Origin of the sequence: Prosthecobacter gellanilyticus, from assembly GCF_007992435.1 — a bacterium.
In the GTDB taxonomy this organism is placed as follows: Bacteria; Verrucomicrobiota; Verrucomicrobiia; order Verrucomicrobiales; family Verrucomicrobiaceae; genus Prosthecobacter; species Prosthecobacter gellanilyticus.
In genome coordinates, this window is sequence record NZ_BKAG01000038.1 from 1 (window position 1) to 19,992 (window position 19,992).

The 19,992-nt window shown below is 60.7% G+C and carries 14 protein-coding genes; 3 read left to right on the forward strand and 11 right to left on the reverse strand.

Features of this window, described 5'->3' with window-relative positions; all coding sequences use genetic code 11:
* On the forward strand, positions 1–1,898 hold a 1,898-nt coding region (locus BGE01nite_RS20750), incomplete at its 5' end, for a sulfatase family protein (protein WP_218033055.1).
* A 200-nt stretch (positions 1,899–2,098) separates the two neighbouring features.
* On the opposite strand, the gene BGE01nite_RS20755 is transcribed toward BGE01nite_RS20750, so the two are convergent.
* The 6 genes from BGE01nite_RS20755 to BGE01nite_RS20780 all read right to left on the reverse strand — a co-directional run bounded on the left by BGE01nite_RS20755 (position 2,099) and on the right by BGE01nite_RS20780 (position 10,584).
* Complete coding sequence (locus BGE01nite_RS20755) at positions 2,099–3,538, reverse strand: AAA family ATPase (protein WP_146853254.1); 1,440 nt, start codon at positions 3,536–3,538, stop codon at positions 2,099–2,101.
* 168 nt (positions 3,539–3,706) lie between these two features.
* Complete coding sequence (locus BGE01nite_RS20760) at positions 3,707–5,602, reverse strand: O-antigen ligase family protein (protein ID WP_146853256.1); 1,896 nt, start codon at positions 5,600–5,602, stop codon at positions 3,707–3,709.
* A 172-nt stretch (positions 5,603–5,774) separates the two neighbouring features.
* Positions 5,775–7,268 carry a di-heme oxidoredictase family protein gene (locus BGE01nite_RS20765; protein WP_146853258.1) on the reverse strand — a complete coding sequence of 498 codons (1,494 nt, stop codon included), beginning with the start codon at positions 7,266–7,268 and terminating at the stop codon, positions 5,775–5,777.
* Positions 7,269–7,442: 174 nt separating this feature from the next.
* Entirely contained in the window at positions 7,443–8,447 is a 1,005-nt protein-coding gene (locus BGE01nite_RS20770) for a glycosyltransferase family 9 protein (protein WP_146853260.1), read from the reverse strand.
* 3 nt (positions 8,448–8,450) lie between these two features.
* Complete coding sequence (locus tag BGE01nite_RS20775; RefSeq protein ID WP_146853262.1) at positions 8,451–9,173, reverse strand: metallophosphoesterase family protein; 723 nt, start codon at positions 9,171–9,173, stop codon at positions 8,451–8,453.
* A gap of 130 nt (positions 9,174–9,303) precedes the next feature.
* Entirely contained in the window at positions 9,304–10,584 is a 1,281-nt protein-coding gene (locus BGE01nite_RS20780; protein WP_146853264.1) for an alpha/beta hydrolase family protein, read from the reverse strand.
* Between the two features lie 103 nt (positions 10,585–10,687).
* Here BGE01nite_RS20780 and BGE01nite_RS20785 point away from each other — a divergent pair, with 103 nt between their 5' ends.
* The gene (locus BGE01nite_RS20785) at positions 10,688–11,464 is read left to right on the forward strand and encodes a creatininase family protein (RefSeq protein WP_146853266.1); all 777 of its coding nucleotides are present in this window, start codon (positions 10,688–10,690) and stop codon (positions 11,462–11,464) included.
* A gap of 80 nt (positions 11,465–11,544) precedes the next feature.
* Here BGE01nite_RS20785 and BGE01nite_RS20790 read toward each other — a convergent pair whose 3' ends face one another.
* Complete coding sequence (locus BGE01nite_RS20790; protein WP_146853268.1) at positions 11,545–12,201, reverse strand: hypothetical protein; 657 nt, start codon at positions 12,199–12,201, stop codon at positions 11,545–11,547.
* A 564-nt stretch (positions 12,202–12,765) separates the two neighbouring features.
* Between BGE01nite_RS20790 and BGE01nite_RS20795 the strand changes: the two genes are divergently transcribed.
* Positions 12,766–13,803 carry a hypothetical protein gene (locus BGE01nite_RS20795; protein WP_146853270.1) on the forward strand — a complete coding sequence of 346 codons (1,038 nt, stop codon included), beginning with the start codon at positions 12,766–12,768 and terminating at the stop codon, positions 13,801–13,803.
* Positions 13,804–13,807: 4 nt separating this feature from the next.
* Here the strand turns inward: BGE01nite_RS20795 and BGE01nite_RS20800 are convergent, their stop codons facing one another.
* From BGE01nite_RS20800 to BGE01nite_RS20815, 4 genes are all read right to left on the reverse strand, one after another.
* The gene (locus BGE01nite_RS20800) at positions 13,808–14,290 is read right to left on the reverse strand and encodes a SecDF P1 head subdomain-containing protein (RefSeq protein WP_146853272.1); all 483 of its coding nucleotides are present in this window, start codon (positions 14,288–14,290) and stop codon (positions 13,808–13,810) included.
* Positions 14,287–16,062: a GMC family oxidoreductase gene (locus tag BGE01nite_RS20805; RefSeq protein ID WP_146853274.1), complete on the reverse strand. Its 1,776-nt coding sequence runs from the start codon at positions 16,060–16,062 to the stop codon at positions 14,287–14,289. The genes BGE01nite_RS20800 and BGE01nite_RS20805 overlap by 4 nt, the downstream gene beginning before the upstream one ends.
* A 306-nt stretch (positions 16,063–16,368) precedes the next feature.
* Positions 16,369–17,229: a hypothetical protein gene (locus BGE01nite_RS20810; RefSeq protein ID WP_146853276.1), complete on the reverse strand. Its 861-nt coding sequence runs from the start codon at positions 17,227–17,229 to the stop codon at positions 16,369–16,371.
* A complete protein-coding gene (locus tag BGE01nite_RS20815) occupies positions 17,226–19,676 on the reverse strand; it encodes an MFS transporter (RefSeq protein ID WP_146853278.1) in 2,451 nt (816 codons plus the stop codon). The genes BGE01nite_RS20810 and BGE01nite_RS20815 overlap by 4 nt, the downstream gene beginning before the upstream one ends.
* Positions 19,677–19,992: the final 316 nt, after the last annotated feature.

Below are 19,992 nucleotides of genomic sequence, written 5' to 3' on the forward strand. Positions count from 1 at the left end.
TGAAGTCCGCGCTCCGGCGGCGCTGGAGACTTCAGCATTTTGCATCTCTTGAAATCATCGGACGTTTGCGTCGTTACAGCGCGGCCATGATCCGTCTCTTCTCCTGTGCCTTACTCTCGCTGTGCTGCTCGGTGCTCTCCGGGGCGCAGCCGAACCTGCTCATCATCACCGCAGATGACATGAGCTGTGATTCCGTGGGTGTGTATGGCTGCAAGCTGAAGGACACGACGCCGAACATGGACAAGCTGGCGGCGCAGAGCCTGCGGTTCAATCAAGCGCATGTGGTGGTGGGAAACTGCATGCCCTCGCGCAATGTGATGTGGTCGGGGAAGTATCCGCATAACAACGGGATCGAGGGCTTTGTCCCCATCCCGAGGGAGGAGAAGAAATATCCCGTGCTGGGAGAGATCGTGAAGGACGCCGGATGGTTCACGGGCATTCGTCACAAGGTCAGCCACTCCACACCTTATTCACCGTTTCCGTGGGACATCGTGCTGGGTGACGAGCGGAAGGACAATGCGAAGAACCCACCCTCCTGGGGCAAGGCCGCGACGACGGGCATTGAAGCCGCGAAGAAGGCCGGCAAGCCTTTCTGCCTGCTGCTGAACATCGCGGATCCGCACAAGCCCTTCTATGCTGAGGGCAAAGGAGGCAAGACCATCCCGGATGACAATGTGCCGTCGCGTGTTTTCACGCCGGAAGAGGTGCCGGTGCCGGGCTTTCTGCCGGATGATCCGATCGTGCGCAAAGAGCTCTCGCACTACTACTCCAGCGTGCGGCGTGCGGATGATTCGGTGGGTGAGATCCTCGCCGCCTTGAAAGCTTCCGGCCAGGATGAGAACACCATCATCGTCTTCCTTTCGGATCATGGCATGCCGCTGCCCTTTGCGAAGACACAGCTTTATCATCACAGCTCACGCACACCACTCATGATCCGCTGGCCCGGCGTGACGAAGGCGGGCGCTGTGGATGATGAGCACATGATCTCCACGGTGGATCTGCTGCCGACGATCCTCGACATGTTGCAGATCAAGCAGCCAGGCGGGTTTGACGGCTCTTCCTTTGCGGGCGTGCTGCGCGGCGAGAAGCAGCCTGAGCGCACGATGGTCTTCAAGGAGCACAATGAAAACTCCGGCGGCCAGAACACACCCATGCGCGCGGTGCAGACGAAGGACTGGCTGTATATCTTCAGCCCGTGGTCGAACGGAAAGCGTATCATGACCGGCGCCACGAACGGCACCTCCACCTGCCGCCAGATGCGTGTCCTGGCGAAATCTAACGAACAGATCGCCGGTCGCATCGATCTCTTTGATCATCGTGTGCCGGAGGAGGCTTATGAGGTGCGCTATGATCCGGATGCGCTGACGAACCTCATCGCGAAGCCGGAGAATGCCGCGCAGGTGGCGGCGCTGGAAAAGGCGCTGGAAGACTGGATGGTGCGCACGGGTGATCCGCTGCTGGAGGTGTTTCGCAAGCGTGAGGATGCGGCGTTTCGTGAGAGCTATATTTCAAATTTGGAGAAGCAGCAGGTGAGTCGCAAGGATCGCAAGGCTAACAAGGCGGAGATGAAGAAGGCCGCTGCTCCGAAGAAGCCTGCCGCGCTGATTTCACTCGAGCATCCTGAGTCTGTCACTCATGGTCAGAAAGCCATCGTGAAGCTCAAGCACAACCTGCCGGAAGATCTCGGCGAGAAGCCGATTCAAATCACCATCAAGGACGGCAGCGGAGCGCGCATCGAGCGCAAGGAGGTCATGGCCAGCGGCACGGGTGTGATCGAGGTGACCTTTGACATTCCCGCCGAGGTGAAGGGCAAAAAGATCAGCTTCGCGGGGCTGGTGGGTAAGAGCATCAAAGACACCTTGCAGCATCTGCAGTCAGAGCCGGTGCCGGTGGAGTAATGAAAGTGGGACAGGTTTGCAACCTGTCTGCGCGCCAACACCTGCAACGCTGCGAACAGGAAACAGATTGAAAACCTGTTCCACTTTGTCGATTTCGTGCCTGAACATCGTGCATAATTCCAGGCACCAAATCAACCAAATGTCGATTTGGTGCCTGAAGTTTCGGGGATTTTTCAGGCACGAAATCGACATCGGCTGCCTCACGCCTTCCTCATCAGGCCTTCCATGGGCACCAGGAAGTCGAACTCATCACGTTCTTCGATGCCTGAGGCGAGCTCGCCGGTGTAGATGAGACCGGTGCGGACGGAGTGGCCTTGGGGGAGCTTGAGGCGGGTGATCTTTTCATTCACCTCGTCGACGACAGCAGCTCCGATCTGAGGGCGCATCTTGATCTCGAAGACATAGAGGCAGCGGCGGGTGCGGATGAGCAGGTCAATCTGGCAGCCTTTGCGGCGAAGGGTCTGCTTCTGATGGTAAGGGCCGGCGTTGAGCACGAGCTTCTTGTCCAGACCGATGTGGGAGAGCAGGATGTCCAGGTTCGCATGGACGAGGTTCTCGAGCTGAAGGCCGAGGATGCTGTCCCAACCCGGCAGCTTCTCCAGCGCGGTGTTTTTGAGCAAACCCTTCGCGATGCGTGATTTCACGGGATCCACATATTTCAGGTAGAAGCGCAGGTAGTTGTCCGAGAGACGGTAGCGCGCATCACGCGGGCGGCTCTGGCCGGTCTCAGGATCAAAAGGAATGTCGCGGGTGATGAAGCCTGCTTGCTCGAGTTCGCTGAGCGATCCGCTGAGGCTGCCACCACGGGCACGCTCGAGTTCCTCGCTGATCTGGTCCACGCTGTGGGAGCCGTCCACCAGGGTGCGCACGATCTCGCGATAGGTCTCGGCACGGCGGGTGAAAATATCGTGGAAGATGCTGTCGAACTCGTTGAAGAGCATCCCGGAAGGATGAAAGCAGAGATCCGCAATATTTTGTTCGGCAGTGCGCGCGGGATTGATCTCCTCAAGGTAGCGCGGCACGCCGCCGGTGACGGCCAGGAGGCGGAGCTTTTCCACCGGGCTGATGCGTGATCCGCGCCTGCCCCAGAACTGCACGCAATCAGGAAGCGTGAGCGGGCCCAGGCGGAACTGCCAGGAGCAGCGGCCGACGAAGCCGGTGTTGTTGAGGATGTTTTGCTCGATCCAGGATGACACAGAGCCGCAGAGCACCACGACCAGCCGCTGGCGTTTGGAAAAAAGAGTGTCCCAGGCAGTCTTGAGATGTCCGGGGAAGTCCGCATCACCAATGGCCATCCAGGAGATTTCATCCAGCAGGATCACGACGGTGCCGCTGGCCGGGATCTGGCTGGCCAGGAGCTGGAAGGCGGTGGGCCAGCCATCGAGGTGGACCTTGGGAGCCTTGGTCTGTTTCGCGAGCTGATCCGCAAAGGCATCCAGCTGGGCCTGGCGGTTGATGTCCTCACGCGGAGGCAGGCCCATGAAGCTGAGGAAATAGTCCGCCTCCTGCGCGCATTCGGTGATGAAGCGGCTCTTGCCGATGCGCCGGCGGCCCTGGCATGTCACGAGAGAGGCGGTTCTCTTTTGAAGAAGCCTCCTGAACTCCTCACGCTCCGCGCTGCGGCCAATATAACCGTCCATGATATGAAATGTCGATTTGGTGCCTGAAAAACTGGCCATACTTTTGGCACGAAATCGACATGATGTCAATTTGGTGCCTGAAAGTGACGCCCTTTTCCAGGCACCAAATCAACTAATTGTCGATTTCGTGCCTGGAAAATAAATGAAAGTTCAGGCACCAAATCGACATCAGCGGGCCGGAGGCTGCGCGCGCATCAGGGCGGCGTGCTCCAGCATGAGGCGGTAGCTGCTCAGCCAGTTGGCCGTGTCTCCCTGGTTCATGGCCCAGGAGTCGCGAGCCCAGAGGTAGGCGGCTTCGGCCTTCTCCCAGTCACCCAGACGATGCCAGTGAATGCCTAGGGCCACACGCGGCTCCTCATGATGCGGGGCGAGCTTGATGGACTCATGGATGGCGGCGAGCGCATCATCATAACGGCCGACGGCATCATAGGCATCCGCTAGGGCGAGGTCGTATAAGTGGTTATACGGATTGAGCGAGATGGCGTGCTCGAGGTCGTCGATGACTTGTTTCAGCGCGGGGCTGTCTGGGGCGCGATCCTTGTCGGTGAGGGTGTCGAGCACAGCGAGGCCGCGCTGGTAAAAGACCTCGCCATTGGTGGGGTCGAGACGCACAGCGTCATCGAGATGGGCTTTGCGAGCAGGGGCGTCTTTGCGCGCCTCAGCGAGCTGAGCCTGGGTGAGCGCCATGTCGCCACGGCCATAGCACCAGGCACCGGCGAGAAGGGCGATCGAGGCGATGCCGAGGGTGATCTTGGTCAGCACGCGCACTCCAGGCAGGCGGAGGAGCGGACGCTGCATCTGCTCAAAGCCAGGATTCGCCAGTACACCCAGCAGCAAGGCGCCCGTGAGCGCGGTGGCGGGCACGTGGTAGTGAAACTCAAACAGCGCATGCACCAGGGTGGCTGCGATCGCGGCTAGCGCGCCGAGGCAGAGCGCGAGGTTCATGCTCAAGACCCGTCCGCTGTTGAGGAAGCGCTCACGCACAAACCAGCGCAGGTAGCGACAGCCGTTCAGGATGTGAGCGAGGACCAGCAGCAGCAGCATGCCGACACCGATCCAGCCGTAGTCGGCGAGCAGTTGAAAGTGCTCGTTATGCGCAAAGAGCGGCTCAGGAGCCCATTGCGGAAGCTTGTCAGAGCGCAGGCGCGTGCCGCCATCATAAAACATGCGCGCCCCGGCTCCGGTGAGCGGATGCTCCGCATTCTGGCGGATGGCGGACTCCCAGATGCCCAGGCGGATGTCACTGGTCATGGCGAGGCGTTCAGTTCGTCCGCGGAGGTATTCCTCATTCACCTTCCACAGCACTGCACCGCAGAGAAGGCTCATCACAATGCCGCCACCGAGCAGGCTCCAGAACATGTGGCGCTGGGTCTGCCAGATCATCCACAGGGCGAGCATGGCAAAGACAAAACTGCCCGCCACAAGTCCGAAGAGGGCGCCACGGCTGACCGTGAGAGACATGCCCACGGCCATGGCCACGCAGCAGAAGGCCAGCCAGAGCTTGAGCACTGAGCCGCCACGACCAAAGCAGAGCCAGCCGGCGGAGAGGAAGAGCGCCACGGAAAGAAAGGCAGCGAGGTGGTTGGCATTGGCAAAGAAGCCGCCGATGCGCCCGGGCTCCGCAGGCCGCAGGAAGTGCGGCACGACATGGAAGCCCCAGTTTCCCGAGAGATGAATGGAACCCACAGCGAGGTTTCCCATGACGAGCAGCAGCAGCACGGCGAGCCAAGCCATGCGCCAGCGCGGATGACTGGCCGCGGTGACGGTGAGGATGTAGGTGACGAGACAGCCGAGCAGGATGATGGCGTCTTCGCGCGCATAGGCACTGACGGGAGAGCACACGGCGCGACCGATCATGTAGGCGGCAAAGGCCAGCGTGGTGGCGAGGCAGACATCACTCGGTGGAAAGAGGATGCGAAGACGCCAGCGCAGAGTCGCGAACAAGCCTGCGATGCCGAGCAGGATGGCTCCAGGCCAGAAAAACAGCAGGCGTGTTTCCGTGCCGAGCACGCCTGTGACGAGCAGGGCGAGGAGGAAGAGGACAAGCGCGGCGGTTTGCAGCATGGGCAGGATTTACAGGGCGGACTTGGGCGGTGCAAGACAAGTCGGGAAGCACTGAATTTTAACCGCAGATCACGCAGAGGGCACCGATGATTGAGCAACAGAAAGCGCAGCCCCCTTTCGAGGGCTGCGCCAGCCTATGGTACCAACTTATGCGTTAACACACCTTGTGCACTCACAAGGAATTGATGAACTCGATCAACTGCTGCCGCTCCGCCGCGGTGAGCTGGGTGTAGCGGGTGCGTGAGGCGAGGCCCTCGCCATCATGGGCGCGGACGGCTGCATCGATCGAGGGAGCACGACCATCATGCAGATAGGGTGCGCTGACACGCACGCCCCAGAGCGGAGCGGTTTTCATTTCACGAGCACCTGCGTCTGCCTGCACGATGCCGTCACCGAGACGGCCCATGTCATGCAGCAGCAGGTCGGAATACAGAGCCACTTCCTTTTCGCTGAGCGCGGCGATGACGTTCACTCCCGTGGTCATGCTGGGTGTGTGGCACACCGCGCAGCCGGTGGAGGTGAAGAGCGCCTGGCCAGCCGTGGCATTCGCCGTCAAGGCACGTGGTGGCAGCGGTGCCAGCAGGCGCATGAAGTCCGCGCTGTGGTCGATGTCCGCCTTGCCGGTCACGGGATCGATGGTGTCCTCGGGATCATTCACGCGGTCATGCGTGGCCAGCACATCCGCCTTGCCATTCGGCGCATTCTCCGTGGGGAAGAAGCGGCTGGTGATGCCCATCTCATTGACATAAGCATCTGCAGAGAAGGCAAGCAGCGTGGCCTGCTGGGCCTTCCAGCCGAAGCGTCCGACACGCTCATCACCCGTGGTCACGTCCGTGATGATGGCGGCACGGCCGAGCACGCCGTCAGGTTTGCCAGCGACTTCCCCCGCGAGGATGGTCTCATCCGGAATCGCTTCGATGAGGCCGAGGCCAAACAGCGCGGTGGTCTGGCGCCGCACAATCACATTCGCCTCGCGAGGCACGACCTCACGCGCGGCAGGGTGGATGGACATGTTCTGCAGCAGCGAGCCGCCGAGCGAGGCGAGCGGGTCAAAGATATCATTCGTTGTTCGGCCAAAGCGCGTGACGTTGATGGTGCCGGCTCCGCCGATGCCACCCTGCACATGGCAGGCCGCGCAGGAGTTGCGGTTAAAGATGGGGCCGAGACCTCCGGCGGCATCTTCGCGGTTGTTGAACTCCAGCCGACCATCCGCAAAAGCCACGAGATCAGCATTGCTCAAACCCGGAAGCGGATCGGCGGCGCGTGGCGGGCCACTGTGGCGTGCCATCATCTGATGCGGAGGCCGGCGGCGCTGAGAATTGCGCATGGGAGGAGGTCCTCCTTGGGGCGGCTGACCAGCGGTCGGTGGTTTCGGCGCACCGGCAGGAGGTTGCTGGCCCGCAGGAGGTTGTTGGCCGGCGGGAGGTTGTTGGCCGGCGGGAGGTTGTTGCCCGGCAGGAGGTTGTTGCCCGGCAGGAGGTTGTTGCCCGGCAGGAGGCTGCTGCCCAGCAGGAGGTTGCTGCCCTGCCACGGGTGGTTTTGGAGCACCAGCGGGTGGCTGCTGCCCTGGGGGTGGCGGCGGGCTGTCGGTGGTCTGACCGAAGGTGATCCCGGCTACTGCGGTGAGCAGCAGGATGAGATGGTGAGGTCCGGTGGTAGGTTTCATGGCTTGGGAGGTGCTGAATGTTTTGGGAAGTTATTTTCCCTTTTTCAGCGCCTAACCTGATGTGGCCATGTGAAGGAATGATGATGCCTGACCCGGAGATTTGTTAAGGCTGGGTAAATGTGGTTAGACTTCCAGGCAGCCCTGGGAGGTCGTGCTAACCCAGCATCGCTCGCATCAAAGCCTGCCCAGCACCCATCCGCCAATCTGCCTGGCGGCTTCGGGGGTGAGTTCGGACTCGGTGAGGACTTCCTGGTCGGTGAAATCCTGGCGATGAGAAATGCGACCTGCCTTCCAGACCCAGGCTTTCGGATTGTAGGGGCCGACTTTTCGCGGGTTGCTCCAGGTGTGGAGGCCTAACGTATTGTCATTTATGGCAGCGGCGATGTGCATGGGGCCGCTGTCCACACTGATGACCCAGCGTGCATGACGCAGGCAGGCGATGAGCTCGGCCAAAGAGGTGCGATGGCTGAAATCCGTGATGTGCGCACCGGTGGGGCGGGATTTGTCATCACTCATGCCGACAAGCACCACGGGATGCGGTGCGAGGGCATCACAAAGGGTCTGCAAGGCTTCGGGCGAGAGGGACTTCCCAGCTCCGCGTGACCATGGATGGAGGACAATGAGGTCGTCACGCTGCGGCCAGTCAGAAGGAAGAGTGCCAGGAGCGAGAGGGAAGCTCAGGTGATCAGCATCAATGGTTAGGCCAAGTGCGCGGGGCAGGGTGAGGTAGCGGTCGACGGCATGTGCGGATGCATCCACCGGGATCACGTGGTCATGCATGAGCCGGGCACCTTCGCGGGAATCCGAGAGGCCGAGAATGGGACGTGCGCGGCTGGCACGGGAGAGCACGGCGCTGCGGAGGAGGCCCTGGAAGTCGAGCACAAGCTCGGGCTGGGTTTGGCCGGGCAGGGTGGCACGGGCCCAGCGCGCGGCTTTGAAGATGGCGGTGAGGCCACGGAAGCTCTTGCGGGGAAAGGCGATGACTTCATCGAGCCACGGGGCGCCTTGGAGAAGAGGAGTCCACTCGGTGTTCGCCACCCAGCGGATGCGCAGATGCGGGTGCGCATGCTTGATGGCATGCACGGCAGGCAGCGTGTGCACGATGTCTCCCAGCGAGCTGGGTTTGACGATCAGGACTGATCGAAAATCCGCGAGGTTGGGCAACGCGGTGTCAGTCATGGGTCACTTGCCGAGAGCGAGGCGGTCCGCGAGCAGGGAGGGGAGGCCAGCGGCGCGGATCTTGTCCTGCGCGGTCTGGATGTCATATTCGAGGCGACGGATGGAGATGGTCTGCGCCTGCACATCATAGATGGCATAGGCGGCGCGCCAGTCGCCATCACGGGGCTGGCCCACGCTGCCGACATTGACGAAATACTTCACACCGCGCTGGAGCTGGACCTCAGTGCCGCGCGCAGCGCGCACGGAGTCGTCCTTTTCAAAGATGCGCGGGACATGCGTGTGACCGTAGAAGCAGACCTGAGTGAACTGGTAGCTGAAGCTGGCCATCGCATCAAAGCGGTTGGTCACGTAGCCCCAGCTTCCGGGGGAATCCAGCGTGGCGTGGACGATGGTGAAGTCACGCACCTGGCGGACGAGCTTCAGATCACGCAGCCACTGGCGCTGCTCCTCGCTGAGCTGGTCACGGGTCCAGAGGAGGGCGGCCTGGGCCAGGGGATTCAGCTCCTCCAGCTGGGATTCGCTGGCGGCGCCTTCGTCATGATTCCCACGGACCACCGGGCAGCCCATCTGGCGCACGGTTTCCAGGCACTCGGCCGGATTCGCGGCATAACCGACGATGTCACCGAGGCAGACATAGTTTCCACACCCCTGCTCATGGGCATCCCACAGCACTGTCTGGAGGGCTTCCAGATTGGCGTGAATGTCTCCGAAGATGGCAAATTTCATCAGTGGGCAAGGGCAGGGTAGGGTCTAGGGGGCGCGCACACTCGGGGCGAGTGTCAGAAAATCAAGCGCTTAGACAATTGTTGGACAGGTGGCTAAACGGGCCGTGTGGGTAATGGATAGGGCAGTGTGTTTACTGGATAGGTGCGGAAGTTAGGCCGGCGCTGTTCACGGCGGTAACGGTGTAGGTGGCCTTTTCTGGCGCGTTCGGGTCGAGGAATTTCATCTCAGGCAGCGGGGCTTCCGGCGTGTCGTGATACGACATCGACTGGAAGAGCGGACGGCCAAACTTGCCCACGGGCTTCGCAGGGACCCGGCCCACCTCGCGCCCATCGCGCATGATGATGAACTGTTGAATCCCGCTTTCGAAGTCGGCCTCGGCATCCCATGATACTGAATAGCCATTTTCGGTGCGGACTGTTACAATCTTTGTAGGGGCAGGCGGCGGGGTGCTGTCCTGCGTGGAGCCGGTCTTCACATACTGGCTCCAGCTCTGGGCGACTTTTTCGTCCGGTAGCCAGACAGATTCCTCCGGCTTGCTCTTAAAATCAGCCGCGCTTTGGGCACTCTCCCCGAGCAGCGGTGCCAGCCAGCCTTGGGAAACATCCACCATCCTCAGCTGCGTGCCCGTTTCAGGAAGCCGGAGGCGCAGGCAGGCATCGAAGAAGGGAATGGCCAGGTAGCGTGAGTCCCCGCACTGATGGCTGGTCAGCGGATCTGGAGCGAAGCCGATGGGCGCGCCCTTGGCCCGATAAGCATGAAACATGGCCAGGCTGCCGGTCCAGGCGCCGTTGAAGCGCTTGTCACCATTCTCCTTGGCACCGGGATTGCACATCATGGGGATGGCATACATGGCCTCAGGCAGTTCAGGCTTCGGGATCTCGCCCTTCTCCCAGGTGGCAAAAGCGGTGCCGGAGCGGAACCAGATGCCCACGATGCGCTCCGGGTGCCGGGTTTGCAGAATGCTGGACCAGAAACCGCCACCGCTGTGACCCCACAGGCACCAGGGCGCTTTCGCCAGTTCCGGGTGGCCGGACTTGGTGGCCAGATCATCCAGGCTGCGGAGGAAGGTCTTTTCAGAGCCGTTGCGTGGATCACACCACATGCGGCAGTCTTTGCCCTCGGGCTGATGGTAGGAGGGGCCCAGCAGCGCGCAGTTGTGCTTCTTCGCCAGGGCCTGCCAGTGCAGATCATAGGCCGCCGTCGCCCCACCTTTGCAGGCACCCTCACCACAGCCATGCTGATGCACGATGACTCCGCGCACCTGCTTCACCTCCTCAGGCAGCCACACCGTGTAGGTCACGCCGTAGATCAGTTCGCCGGGCTTTTCAGAAGGCGGATACTCCACCGTGAAGTAGCTGCCAGCCGCGTGGGTGAGCAGAGGGAAAAGGCAGAGGAGAGCCGCGAAGCGCATGATGAAGGCATTTTCATCGTGTGAACGAGGCCGCGTCAATGAAGATGCTTGGCAAGAGCACACCGCGAGTGCTGTATTTCGACAACAACTTACTTTCTATCCCATGAACTCACCCCGCCCCTGGATGATCGCCGAGACGAACTGGAAGCATGTGAAGGCCACGCGCTATGAGGTGGCCGTGCTCCCCTGGGGTGCCACCGAGGCGCATAACTGGCATTTACCCTATGCCACGGACAGCCTGCAAAATGAGGCCATGACGGCCGAGGCCGGACGCATCGCCTGGGAGGCTGGCGCGAAGGTGGCCATCCTGCCAAACATGCCGTTTGGCGTGCAGACAGGCCAGCTCGATATCCCCTTCTGCATCAACATGAACCCGAGCACGCAGATGGCGGTGCTGGAGGACACCATCTCATGCCTGGAAGGCGTGGGCGTGCCGAAGTTCGTGGTCTTCAATGGCCACGGTGGCAATGACTTCCGCCAGATGCTGCGTGAGCTGCAGGCGCGCCACCCCAAGATTCATCTCAGCGTCGTGAACTGGTTCCACATGGATGCCGGGAAGGACATCTTCACCATCCTCGGCGATCACGCGGACGAGCGTGAGACCAGCCTGCTGCTGCATCTGCACCCCGACCTCGTTTTGCCGAAAAGTGACTGGGGCGAGGGCAAGGACAACCTGCCCATCCTCAAAGCCATGCGGGAGAAATGGGCCTGGTCCCAGCGTCCGTGGACCCAGGCCACGAATGACACCGGCTCCGGTGATCCGCAGCACTCCACGGCGGAGAGAGGCGCGCAGTATTTCGAACGCCTCACTCAGAAGTTCGCCAGCTATCTCATTGAGCTCGCCGCAGCAGATGCCACGCGGCTTTACCAGAAGGCGTGAAGAGCAAAAACAAAACACCCGCAACCGGTGAAGGCTGCGGGCGCAGAGTTGATTAGGTTCGTGTGAACCAACCTGGATGATTAGAACTTGAAGCGGACGCCGACGTTCAGGCCGAACACGTCTTCCAGCACGTCGTTGCTGCCCAGACCGAAGGTGCCGGTCACGAAGAGGTCCACTTTGGGGCAGACTTCATACAGAGCGCGGGCGAAGGCGCTCCACTCTGTGGGAGCCACGTCGTTGCTGTTGTAGGTCACGCCACCGTGAACTTCAAAGGCACCGAACTTGGCGCGGACATGCGGAGTCACGTAGACACCCCAGTCGTCCAGGTTGCCGAAACCACCGAGGTCCAGATCTGCGTAGTGAGCGCCGACTTCCGTGACGAAATGCACGTTGTGTGCCAGGGGGATGTAGCCACCCACGCCGCCGTTGAGAGTCCAGTAGTCAGCGTTCACGCTGCCGCCAGGGCCGCTGAGTTCCGCATCGCTCCAGGAACCGCCGAGAGCCAGGTAGAGGTGATTCACCGGGGAGTATTCCAGAGCAGCCGCGACGCCGTTGCTGTCCACGTCGAGGTCACTGAAGCCGTCCACGTTGGCCCACTGGCGCAGCCAGGAGACGGACACGTTGCTGTAGGAGATGTCATCAGGCTCGACGGTCGGAGGAACGGCAGGGGCAGGGGTGCCAGCGTGAGCGAGGGTGCAGGAGGCGAGGGCCAGCGCGGCCAGTGTCTTTTTCAGCATGGTTGGGTAGTCTAATTTGGGTGGTTGGTAGGGTGATCTAAACCCCATTCCGCCCCGGAGGACGAAAGGCAGGTTTAAAATCGGCGCTTTTTTTAAAAGGGGGTGGCGAAAGGTCAAGCCTCCTTGCTTCAAATGTCAGATTTTTGTCTCAGGATACGCCCTGATTGATTCATAGTGGACTCGTCTTCAGCGCTTTAGTCATTTAGTCATCGGAGGGTGATTCATCATGGCTGCCTCGTCGTCTGAGGCTGGCTGCCCTTTCGTGGGAAGGTCTGTCGATTCTTGCAGGCTCCCGCCGGAAGGCTCGATTGCCGAGCCAGGTCTTCCTCAACTGCCACAAAGTCAGCGACTTGAAGGGAAATCAACCGGTGGGCCTGCTCACGGCATCAAGTCATCACCTCTCAAAGACAACGCATCTCGAGAAAGGTGCAAAATCGCAGGATAATTTCTAGGGTTAGGCAACTTGCGTGGGAATGATAATTTTAATACAAGTTGATTATCATTACAAAAATAATAAAATATGTGAAGATGCGGAGCCATCGAGGTCGCAACTTCCCCAAATTCATGATTTTCCTGATTTTCTCAGGGGCTCATTTTGCGTGGGGCTATCTCGGTAGTTTTGAGGAGAACGATGGATACCGTGTGCCTAGTTCTGGAAACATCCTCTCTCTGAATTTTGCCGGGGATGCGCAGTTCTACTTGGGAAACAACCCCACTAACGGTCTGACCGGCATCGTCGCACCTGGGGCCTATCCCAGCACCCTCGGTGACGCCACCCACGGGTTGGACGTCTCCCGCTACAATGCCGGCCAGTATGGCGGCGGCGGTGGAGGGCCTGGCGGAAACGGCACGGACATCCAGGACAACACCGGTCTCTGGAGAGCTCTGTCTGGTGGCCGGCTCAATGAAGACCAAGGCGCGCCCTACTACCTCGGCGGGCCGTTTCAGCGGGACTACATCGCCGGTTACAACTACGGCAGCGCCCGCACCGGCTCCCAGGTGCTGAACCTCCTGGCCTATGACGAGAACCTCCGCTACTCCTACAGCTTGGATTCGCGTGACTTTGATGGCATCAATCCAGCCACCACGAGCGACATGCGCATCGAGGCTAGCTTCTGGACCTGCCCCACAGATGCGGATGATGACATTGCTATCGGCGTCAACACCGTCGGCCTCAGCTTCCGTGACTCCATGGACCAGATCCTGGTGGATATCGGTTACACGGGCGACAACTTCCTCCAATACCGCATCGGCGGCTCTTCCACCTGGCAGGTCACCGCGCTGAATCTCGGCGCCACCGGCTGGTCCCAGATCAATCTCGTGCTCGATACCCAGGCCAACAGCGTCAGCCTCGCCGCACGCGCCTACAGTGACATCACGGGCACCCTCGGCACAGACACCACCGTGTTCACCGATCAACTCCTCGGTTTCAATACCGACAACGTCACCCAGATCGAGTGGACCGCCACCGACGTCGACGGCTTCAAAAACTTCTTCGACGACTTCGACTTCACTCTGATGAGCGTCGTCCCCGAACCCGGCAGCCTCACGTTTCTGGTGCTGGCATGGCTTTACTCCATGAGGAGAAAAAGAGAAAGCTGAGCCTCTACTTTCCCTGCCTTTCGAAATGCGAGGTCATCGTCATCAACTCGTATTTGTCCAAGTTTCCTGAGATAATGATATTGCCGTCTTCGATGGGTGCGCGCAGAACAGGAGCGCTGACTAGGCGGCCATTCAAGATGATCGCCAGCTGTTTGCCAATAAGACAACTCGTTGCCTGACGGAACTTTTCTGTTCCATCCTCTGTTAGTATGAGGAGAACGATCCATTGATCATCCTCGTTCATTTGGGGAGAGAATTGCTTCACATCCACGTCAGTGATAATGCTCGTTTTCTTGACGAAGATTCTCTCCGCGTTTGCATATTCTGATGCAGGGAATGAATCACTTTCAGGAGTTTCAAAATCGACTACTTCCGAAACGCGGAAGGCGCATTTCGCCTGACTTGTTACAGGTGAACGAGTGAAGGACATCGCGCAGAAGAGGAGGGCAATGATGACCAGGAAGAGAGTGATGTCGATTGAGCTCATACACTCCCCGCCTTCATCTCCCCCATCAGCCATTCACAGGATCTCCACGCCAGGGCCAGAATCGTCAGCGTCGGGTTCTTGTCCGGATTGCTCGGCATCACCGCGCCGTCCATGAGGAAGAGATTCTTCACATCCCACGTTTGGCAATATTGGTTCGTCACGGAGTCCTTCGCGCTGGATCCCATGCGCGCGCAGCCCACCTCATGGATGATCTCACCCGGACGCTGAATGGCGTCGCGCCCGCTCTGCGGCTTCGCCTTGCCGCCCATGCCTTCCAGCAGTTCGGCAAAGGTCTGCTGCATGTGTTCCGCCTGCTTGATCTCGTGATCGCTCCACTTCCAGTGAAAGCGCAGCACCGGAATGCCCCACTGGTCCACCACCTTCGGATCAAGTTCGAGGTAGCAATCCTTGTTCGGCACCATCTCGCCACGTCCGCTGAAACTGAAGTTCGATCCATAGTAGCGCCGCGCCTCTTCCTTCAGCTTGCTGCCATACACACCCGGGCTGGTCTGGTTCAGATAGGAGAAGCCGTTGGCGGAGGGCATCTTCCGTCCGCCACCCATCTCGATGTGGTAGCCGCGCGCAAAGCCCAGCTTTGCGTGATCCTTCACCAGCCACCATGGCGAATAGACGTGCAGTCCCCCTGCGCCGTCTTCATTCAGCACGGGCGCATCTTCCAGCGCGGGAATGTGGGCGCCCAGCCGGGTGCCCACACTGTCCATGAGGTTCTTGCCCACCTCGCCGCTGCTGTTCGCCAGGCCGGCGCTGTCCTTGGACTTCGAGTTCAGCAGAATGCGCGCCGTCTCACAGGCGCTCGCTGCCACGATGACCACGCGCGCCTTCACCACCGCATCACGCCGCGTCTTTTTGTCGATGTAGTGCACACCCACCGCCTTGCCATCCTTCATCACGATCTCGCGCACCATCGCATCTGTGATGATGTCCAGGTTCCCCGTTGCCAGCGCCGCAGGGATCAGCACCGTCGTGCTTTGAAAATTCGCACGGATGCTACACCCGCGCAGGCAGTCCGTGGCCCAGAAGCACGGCGCGCGCATCATCATGTCTTTGCCGATGATTTCCTGCGCCTTCGGGTTGTTCGGGAAAAGCTGCTTCGGCAGATTCTTCCAGTCCAGCGGCTGGCTCAGCACCGCACGATGCGCCGCCACAATCGGCACGCCCGTCTTCTTCCCGGACTTCTTCGCCATCAGCTCACCCAGCCTCGGTTTCGGCGGCGGCAAAAGCACCCCCGGTGAGGAGTTCGGTGCATTCGCAATGCCATCATTCTCCCCATACACGCCGATCAGCTGCTCCACACGATCATACCATGGCGCGATGTCCTCATAGTTGATCGGCCAGTCCACTCCGAGCCCGTCTCGCGACTTCGGTTTGAAATCAAATTCCCCGAAGCGCAGCGAGATGCGTCCCCAGTGATTCGTGCGCCCGCCCAGCATGCGCGCACGCCACCACCAAAACGCTCCCTCCGTGCCCTCCTTGTTCGTGTAGGGTTCCCCCGGCACCTGCCATCCGCCGATGTTCGCATCGTAGAAGCCGAAAGGCTTGTCCGGGTTCTTCTCCCCGCGCAGCGGCGCCATCTCCGGCGTGTTAAACATCGCCGTCTCCGTCGCCGGTTCATAGTTCCGCCCCGCCTCCACCATCAGCACCTTCACCCCATGCAGCGCCAGGATCAGCGCCGCCATCCCGCCCCCAGCCCCCGACCCCACGACAATGACATCATACTGCGGCTGCGTTTTACGATCGATGAGGAGTGGCATGTGAAAGCGCTGTTATAGCGAACTTCGAGTCAGATACGCAAAACCAAAATGAGCGTTGAAGGCGCAAAGCGTCCTGGACTGCGCCAGTCCTCTGGCGCTTTCCGACGAAGTGAGTGATCGGCGCATGCCAAATGACAAAATGACTCCCTTCGGACCTCGAAGATGGCACGTGCGACGTGTCTCCATTGGACTTCAAGAGCTCCAGAGGACTGGAGCACTCCAAGACGCTGCCGCGACTTCATCGCCAGCCTTCAGTCAGACACCTACAGCACAGCTAAAGTGACAAGTGCCGCGCCCATTCGCACATCACTCCATCACCTTCGCCACCCACTCCCGCAGCCTCTTCCTCTCCGGCAGATCCCTCAGCACCCACGCCCCGCTATGTTCTGGAAACGGCAGCGAGACAAACGTCCAGTCTCCCGTGATGCCCGTGACCCCCAGCCAGCGCTTCGTCTCCATGGGTTCGATCTCATGGCTGATCCACTGCGGCCGGCTCCCCAGTCTTCTCAGTCTCTCCAGCACCGCCTCACGCCCTCCATCCCGCGGCCACCGACGCGAGCCATCGTAGTGACTGTGACAGATAAACCCGCACCACAGCGCCGCGATCTCATCATCATGCAGCCCGATGAGATTCGCGGCGATGGCCCCGCGCGAAAATCCACCGATGAAAACCCTCCTCGAATCACCGCCATAGCGCGCGCAGATATCCCGCACCGTCTCCACGCAGTAGTCGCGCGTCATCTCCACATCACCCCACCATCGCGCAGCGTTCTGCACCTCTCCGCCCGACTCTTCAATAAAAGGCAGGCTCGCCCAGATCATGCCCTTGCCCGCGCTGATGCCATACCCCATCACACAGCTCTCCACGCTGCCATCCCCCGCATTGCCGGAACCATGATCATACGGATTCCCCGCATACTCGATGAAGACCGGCAGCTTCTTCCCGGCCTGCCAATCCGTCGGTAGATACAGCAGATGATGCACCGCCGTGCATTCCCAGCCCATGGACGTCAGCGGCACCCGTTTTCCCGCTGAGGGCGGTCCATGCGTGACCGCTGGCACGCTCAGGTCTAACGGAATGTCCATCAAGGCCACCGGCGTCGTCTGCGCGCTGAGGCAGGACGAACCTGCCAGCATCAGAAGCGTGATGACCGCGCGCGAAATCATGCAGCAGGAGGTTCGGAGGCTGCTGGGGGAGGCGTCTTCGGCTTCAAGAAACCAATCTCCATGATCTCCAGTTGATGCCGCTCCATCAGCGCGATGAGACCCGCAGCGTTCATGGCGCCGGACAGAGGCCTGCCAAAGGATTCCGGATCGTTGCCAAGCTGGGCACCTTCATCACCCTCAGGCATCTGAGGATCCGGCACGCTCATCGTCAGCAGCTCGCCCGTGGAGTTGTCCAGAATCCCGCGTAGAGTGCCAGGAACAAGTCCTGCCTGCACATCATCCCAGCACATGATGAGCCTTCCGCTGGGAATCCCTGCCCTGAAATCTTCCACTCGGCCCACGACAACACGCGGCTCCGGGCAGTTGGCCACGTCCACGCTAAGCTGGATCTTCGGCTTGAGCTGCACATACGCCTCCAGCGTCTGGTGGATGGCACTGTCTTTCGGTGCCAGACAAAGCAGCGTGTCTCCCGGCTGTGCCCACTCCGCCTCCACCAGCCTAACGGCATTTGCCGTGGCAATCGCGGATGCATGCGTCAGCGAGGTGCGCTCGGCACGCGCCGTGATCGCCTTGTGGCGCATGTCCAGCCACTGGTGGTGCACGGCCGTGGTGGTCGCCTCACGGGCGCTCAGCGGCTTGCCGAAATGCACATGCACAGGGTAGCGCACCGTTTTCGGCAGCTTCTTGAAACAGTTCCCGCCTTCATGGGAAAACACAGAGCCGTAAAGCCCCTCCAGATACACCGGCAGCACCACCGCATCTCCCTGGCGTGCCATCAGCTCAAAGCCTTTGCGCAGGTCATTGAACATGCCGTGGCGCGTGATCTGCCCTTCCGGGAAGAGACACACCACGCGGCCTTCCTTCAAAGCCGCGCCCACGGCGCGGATCGCGTCCTTCGCCCGCGTGGCGGAGATGGGCACCGTGCCCACGATCTTCAGGAACCACGTGACATAACGAATATTGTAGAGCTGGTCCCACATCACAAAGTGCACCGGCCTCTGGCTCGCCGCACCGATGATGAAGGCATCCATGTAGCTCACATGGTTGGAGAGCATCAGCACACCGCCCTTTTCAGGGATGTTCGGGTGGTTCACACCGCGCACCTTGTACATCGATCGGACGATGGCCAGCGCGATGAAGCGCAACAAATAGTGTGGCAAAAGCCTCACCGTGTACACCGCCGCGATCAGCATGAGCACACCCAGCACCCAGAACTGCCCGCGGAAGCCCAGGCCCAGCATCTTCAGCCCCACCAGCACCAGCACGCCCAGCACGCCCGCGATGCTGTCCAGCAAGTTCATGGAGGACAGCACCATGCCGCGCTTCTCTGGATGCGCACGGTCCTGGATGAAGGTCTGGATCGGCACCATGTAGCAGCCACCGAGGAATCCCACGCCCAGCAGCGCCCATTCAAAGGCCTTGCTCTGCACCGGCTCCAGCCCTGACCACAGCAGCGCCAGCGCCAGCCCCAGCGCCCCGAGAGGGATCACGCCGAGCTGGATGCCGCGCCGGTTGATCCAGGCCACAAAGATGCTGCCGGCCACCGTGCCCAGGCCCACCATCAGCGTCATGTGAGAGGAGGCGCTGGCCGCACCGCCCGCAGCGGAGTCCGGATGCAGCACCATGCCGATGTCCACAAACATGGCCGCCACCATGCTGGCCACGAACCAGTAGGTCGAATTCCCCACAAAGGCCCGGCGCATTGGCAGGTCGGAGAGGCACTCGCGCAGGTTCTTGAAATGCTCCCACCACAGCTCCTTGCGAAAAGGCAGCCCCGGATGCCTCGGCGTCTCCTGGATGAAAAATCCACCAATCATCGCCAGCACGCCCACACCAAAGAGAATCCAGATCGGTGTCGCTGCCGCGTTCCATGGATCGCCGGACTGCTCAAAGTGCACATCAAACCACACCCCGCCGATGCCAAGTCCCGCAAGAATCCCGACCATCGCCACCATCTGCAGCCAGCCGGAGACTGATCCCAGCCTTCGTGACCCCGCCAGTTCCTTCAGGATGCCCATCTTCGCCGGGCTGAAAAATGTCGCCTGAGTCGCCAGCAGAAAGAAGGTGCCCAGCGCCAGCAGGATGCTCGTGGTCCCCCACGCCGCCTCAAAGCAGGCCCCGGCCATCAGCAGAATGATCGCCTGGGCGATGAGCATCACCACCAGCACGCTGCGCTTGGAGTAGCGGTCGGAAAACCATCCCGCCACCGGCGCAAAGATCACAAAGGGCAGAAGGATCATCGCCCCCAGCCACGCGCCGATGTCCTGTCCCAGCGCCCCGGCGGCCACCTTCGGCGCCAGCCCCACCAGCATCATCTTCAGGATGTTGTCGTTAAAGGCATTCAGCGCGGAGACCGCCAGCACCAGCACCAGGGAGAGCTTGTTCCTCCCGGGAAGGGAATGCAGCTGGTTAAGATCGGCGGAGTCAGCAGGGGCAGGGGAGGGCATCGTGGCCTATACAGGCAGAGAACCGCCCACTTTCCAGCCTGGATGGTGAAAACATCTCATGAGCCTGCGGCGATAAGCAAACTGATCGGAGCCTCGAAGAGGCGGCACTCCTCAGCCCAGGGCAACGCCCTGGGGACAAATGGAACCATGATGATCCCGCGATGTGAAGGCCTGAAAGGCCGATGCTCGACTCCTCGGATCGTGTCGGCGAATGAGCCCGCGAAGTCGAGCATCGCACCTCCCGTAGAGGCAGGCGTAAGTATGCCTTCAATGAGGGCGATCAAGCTCTCGGCGCTTTCGAATCAAATCACCGTCC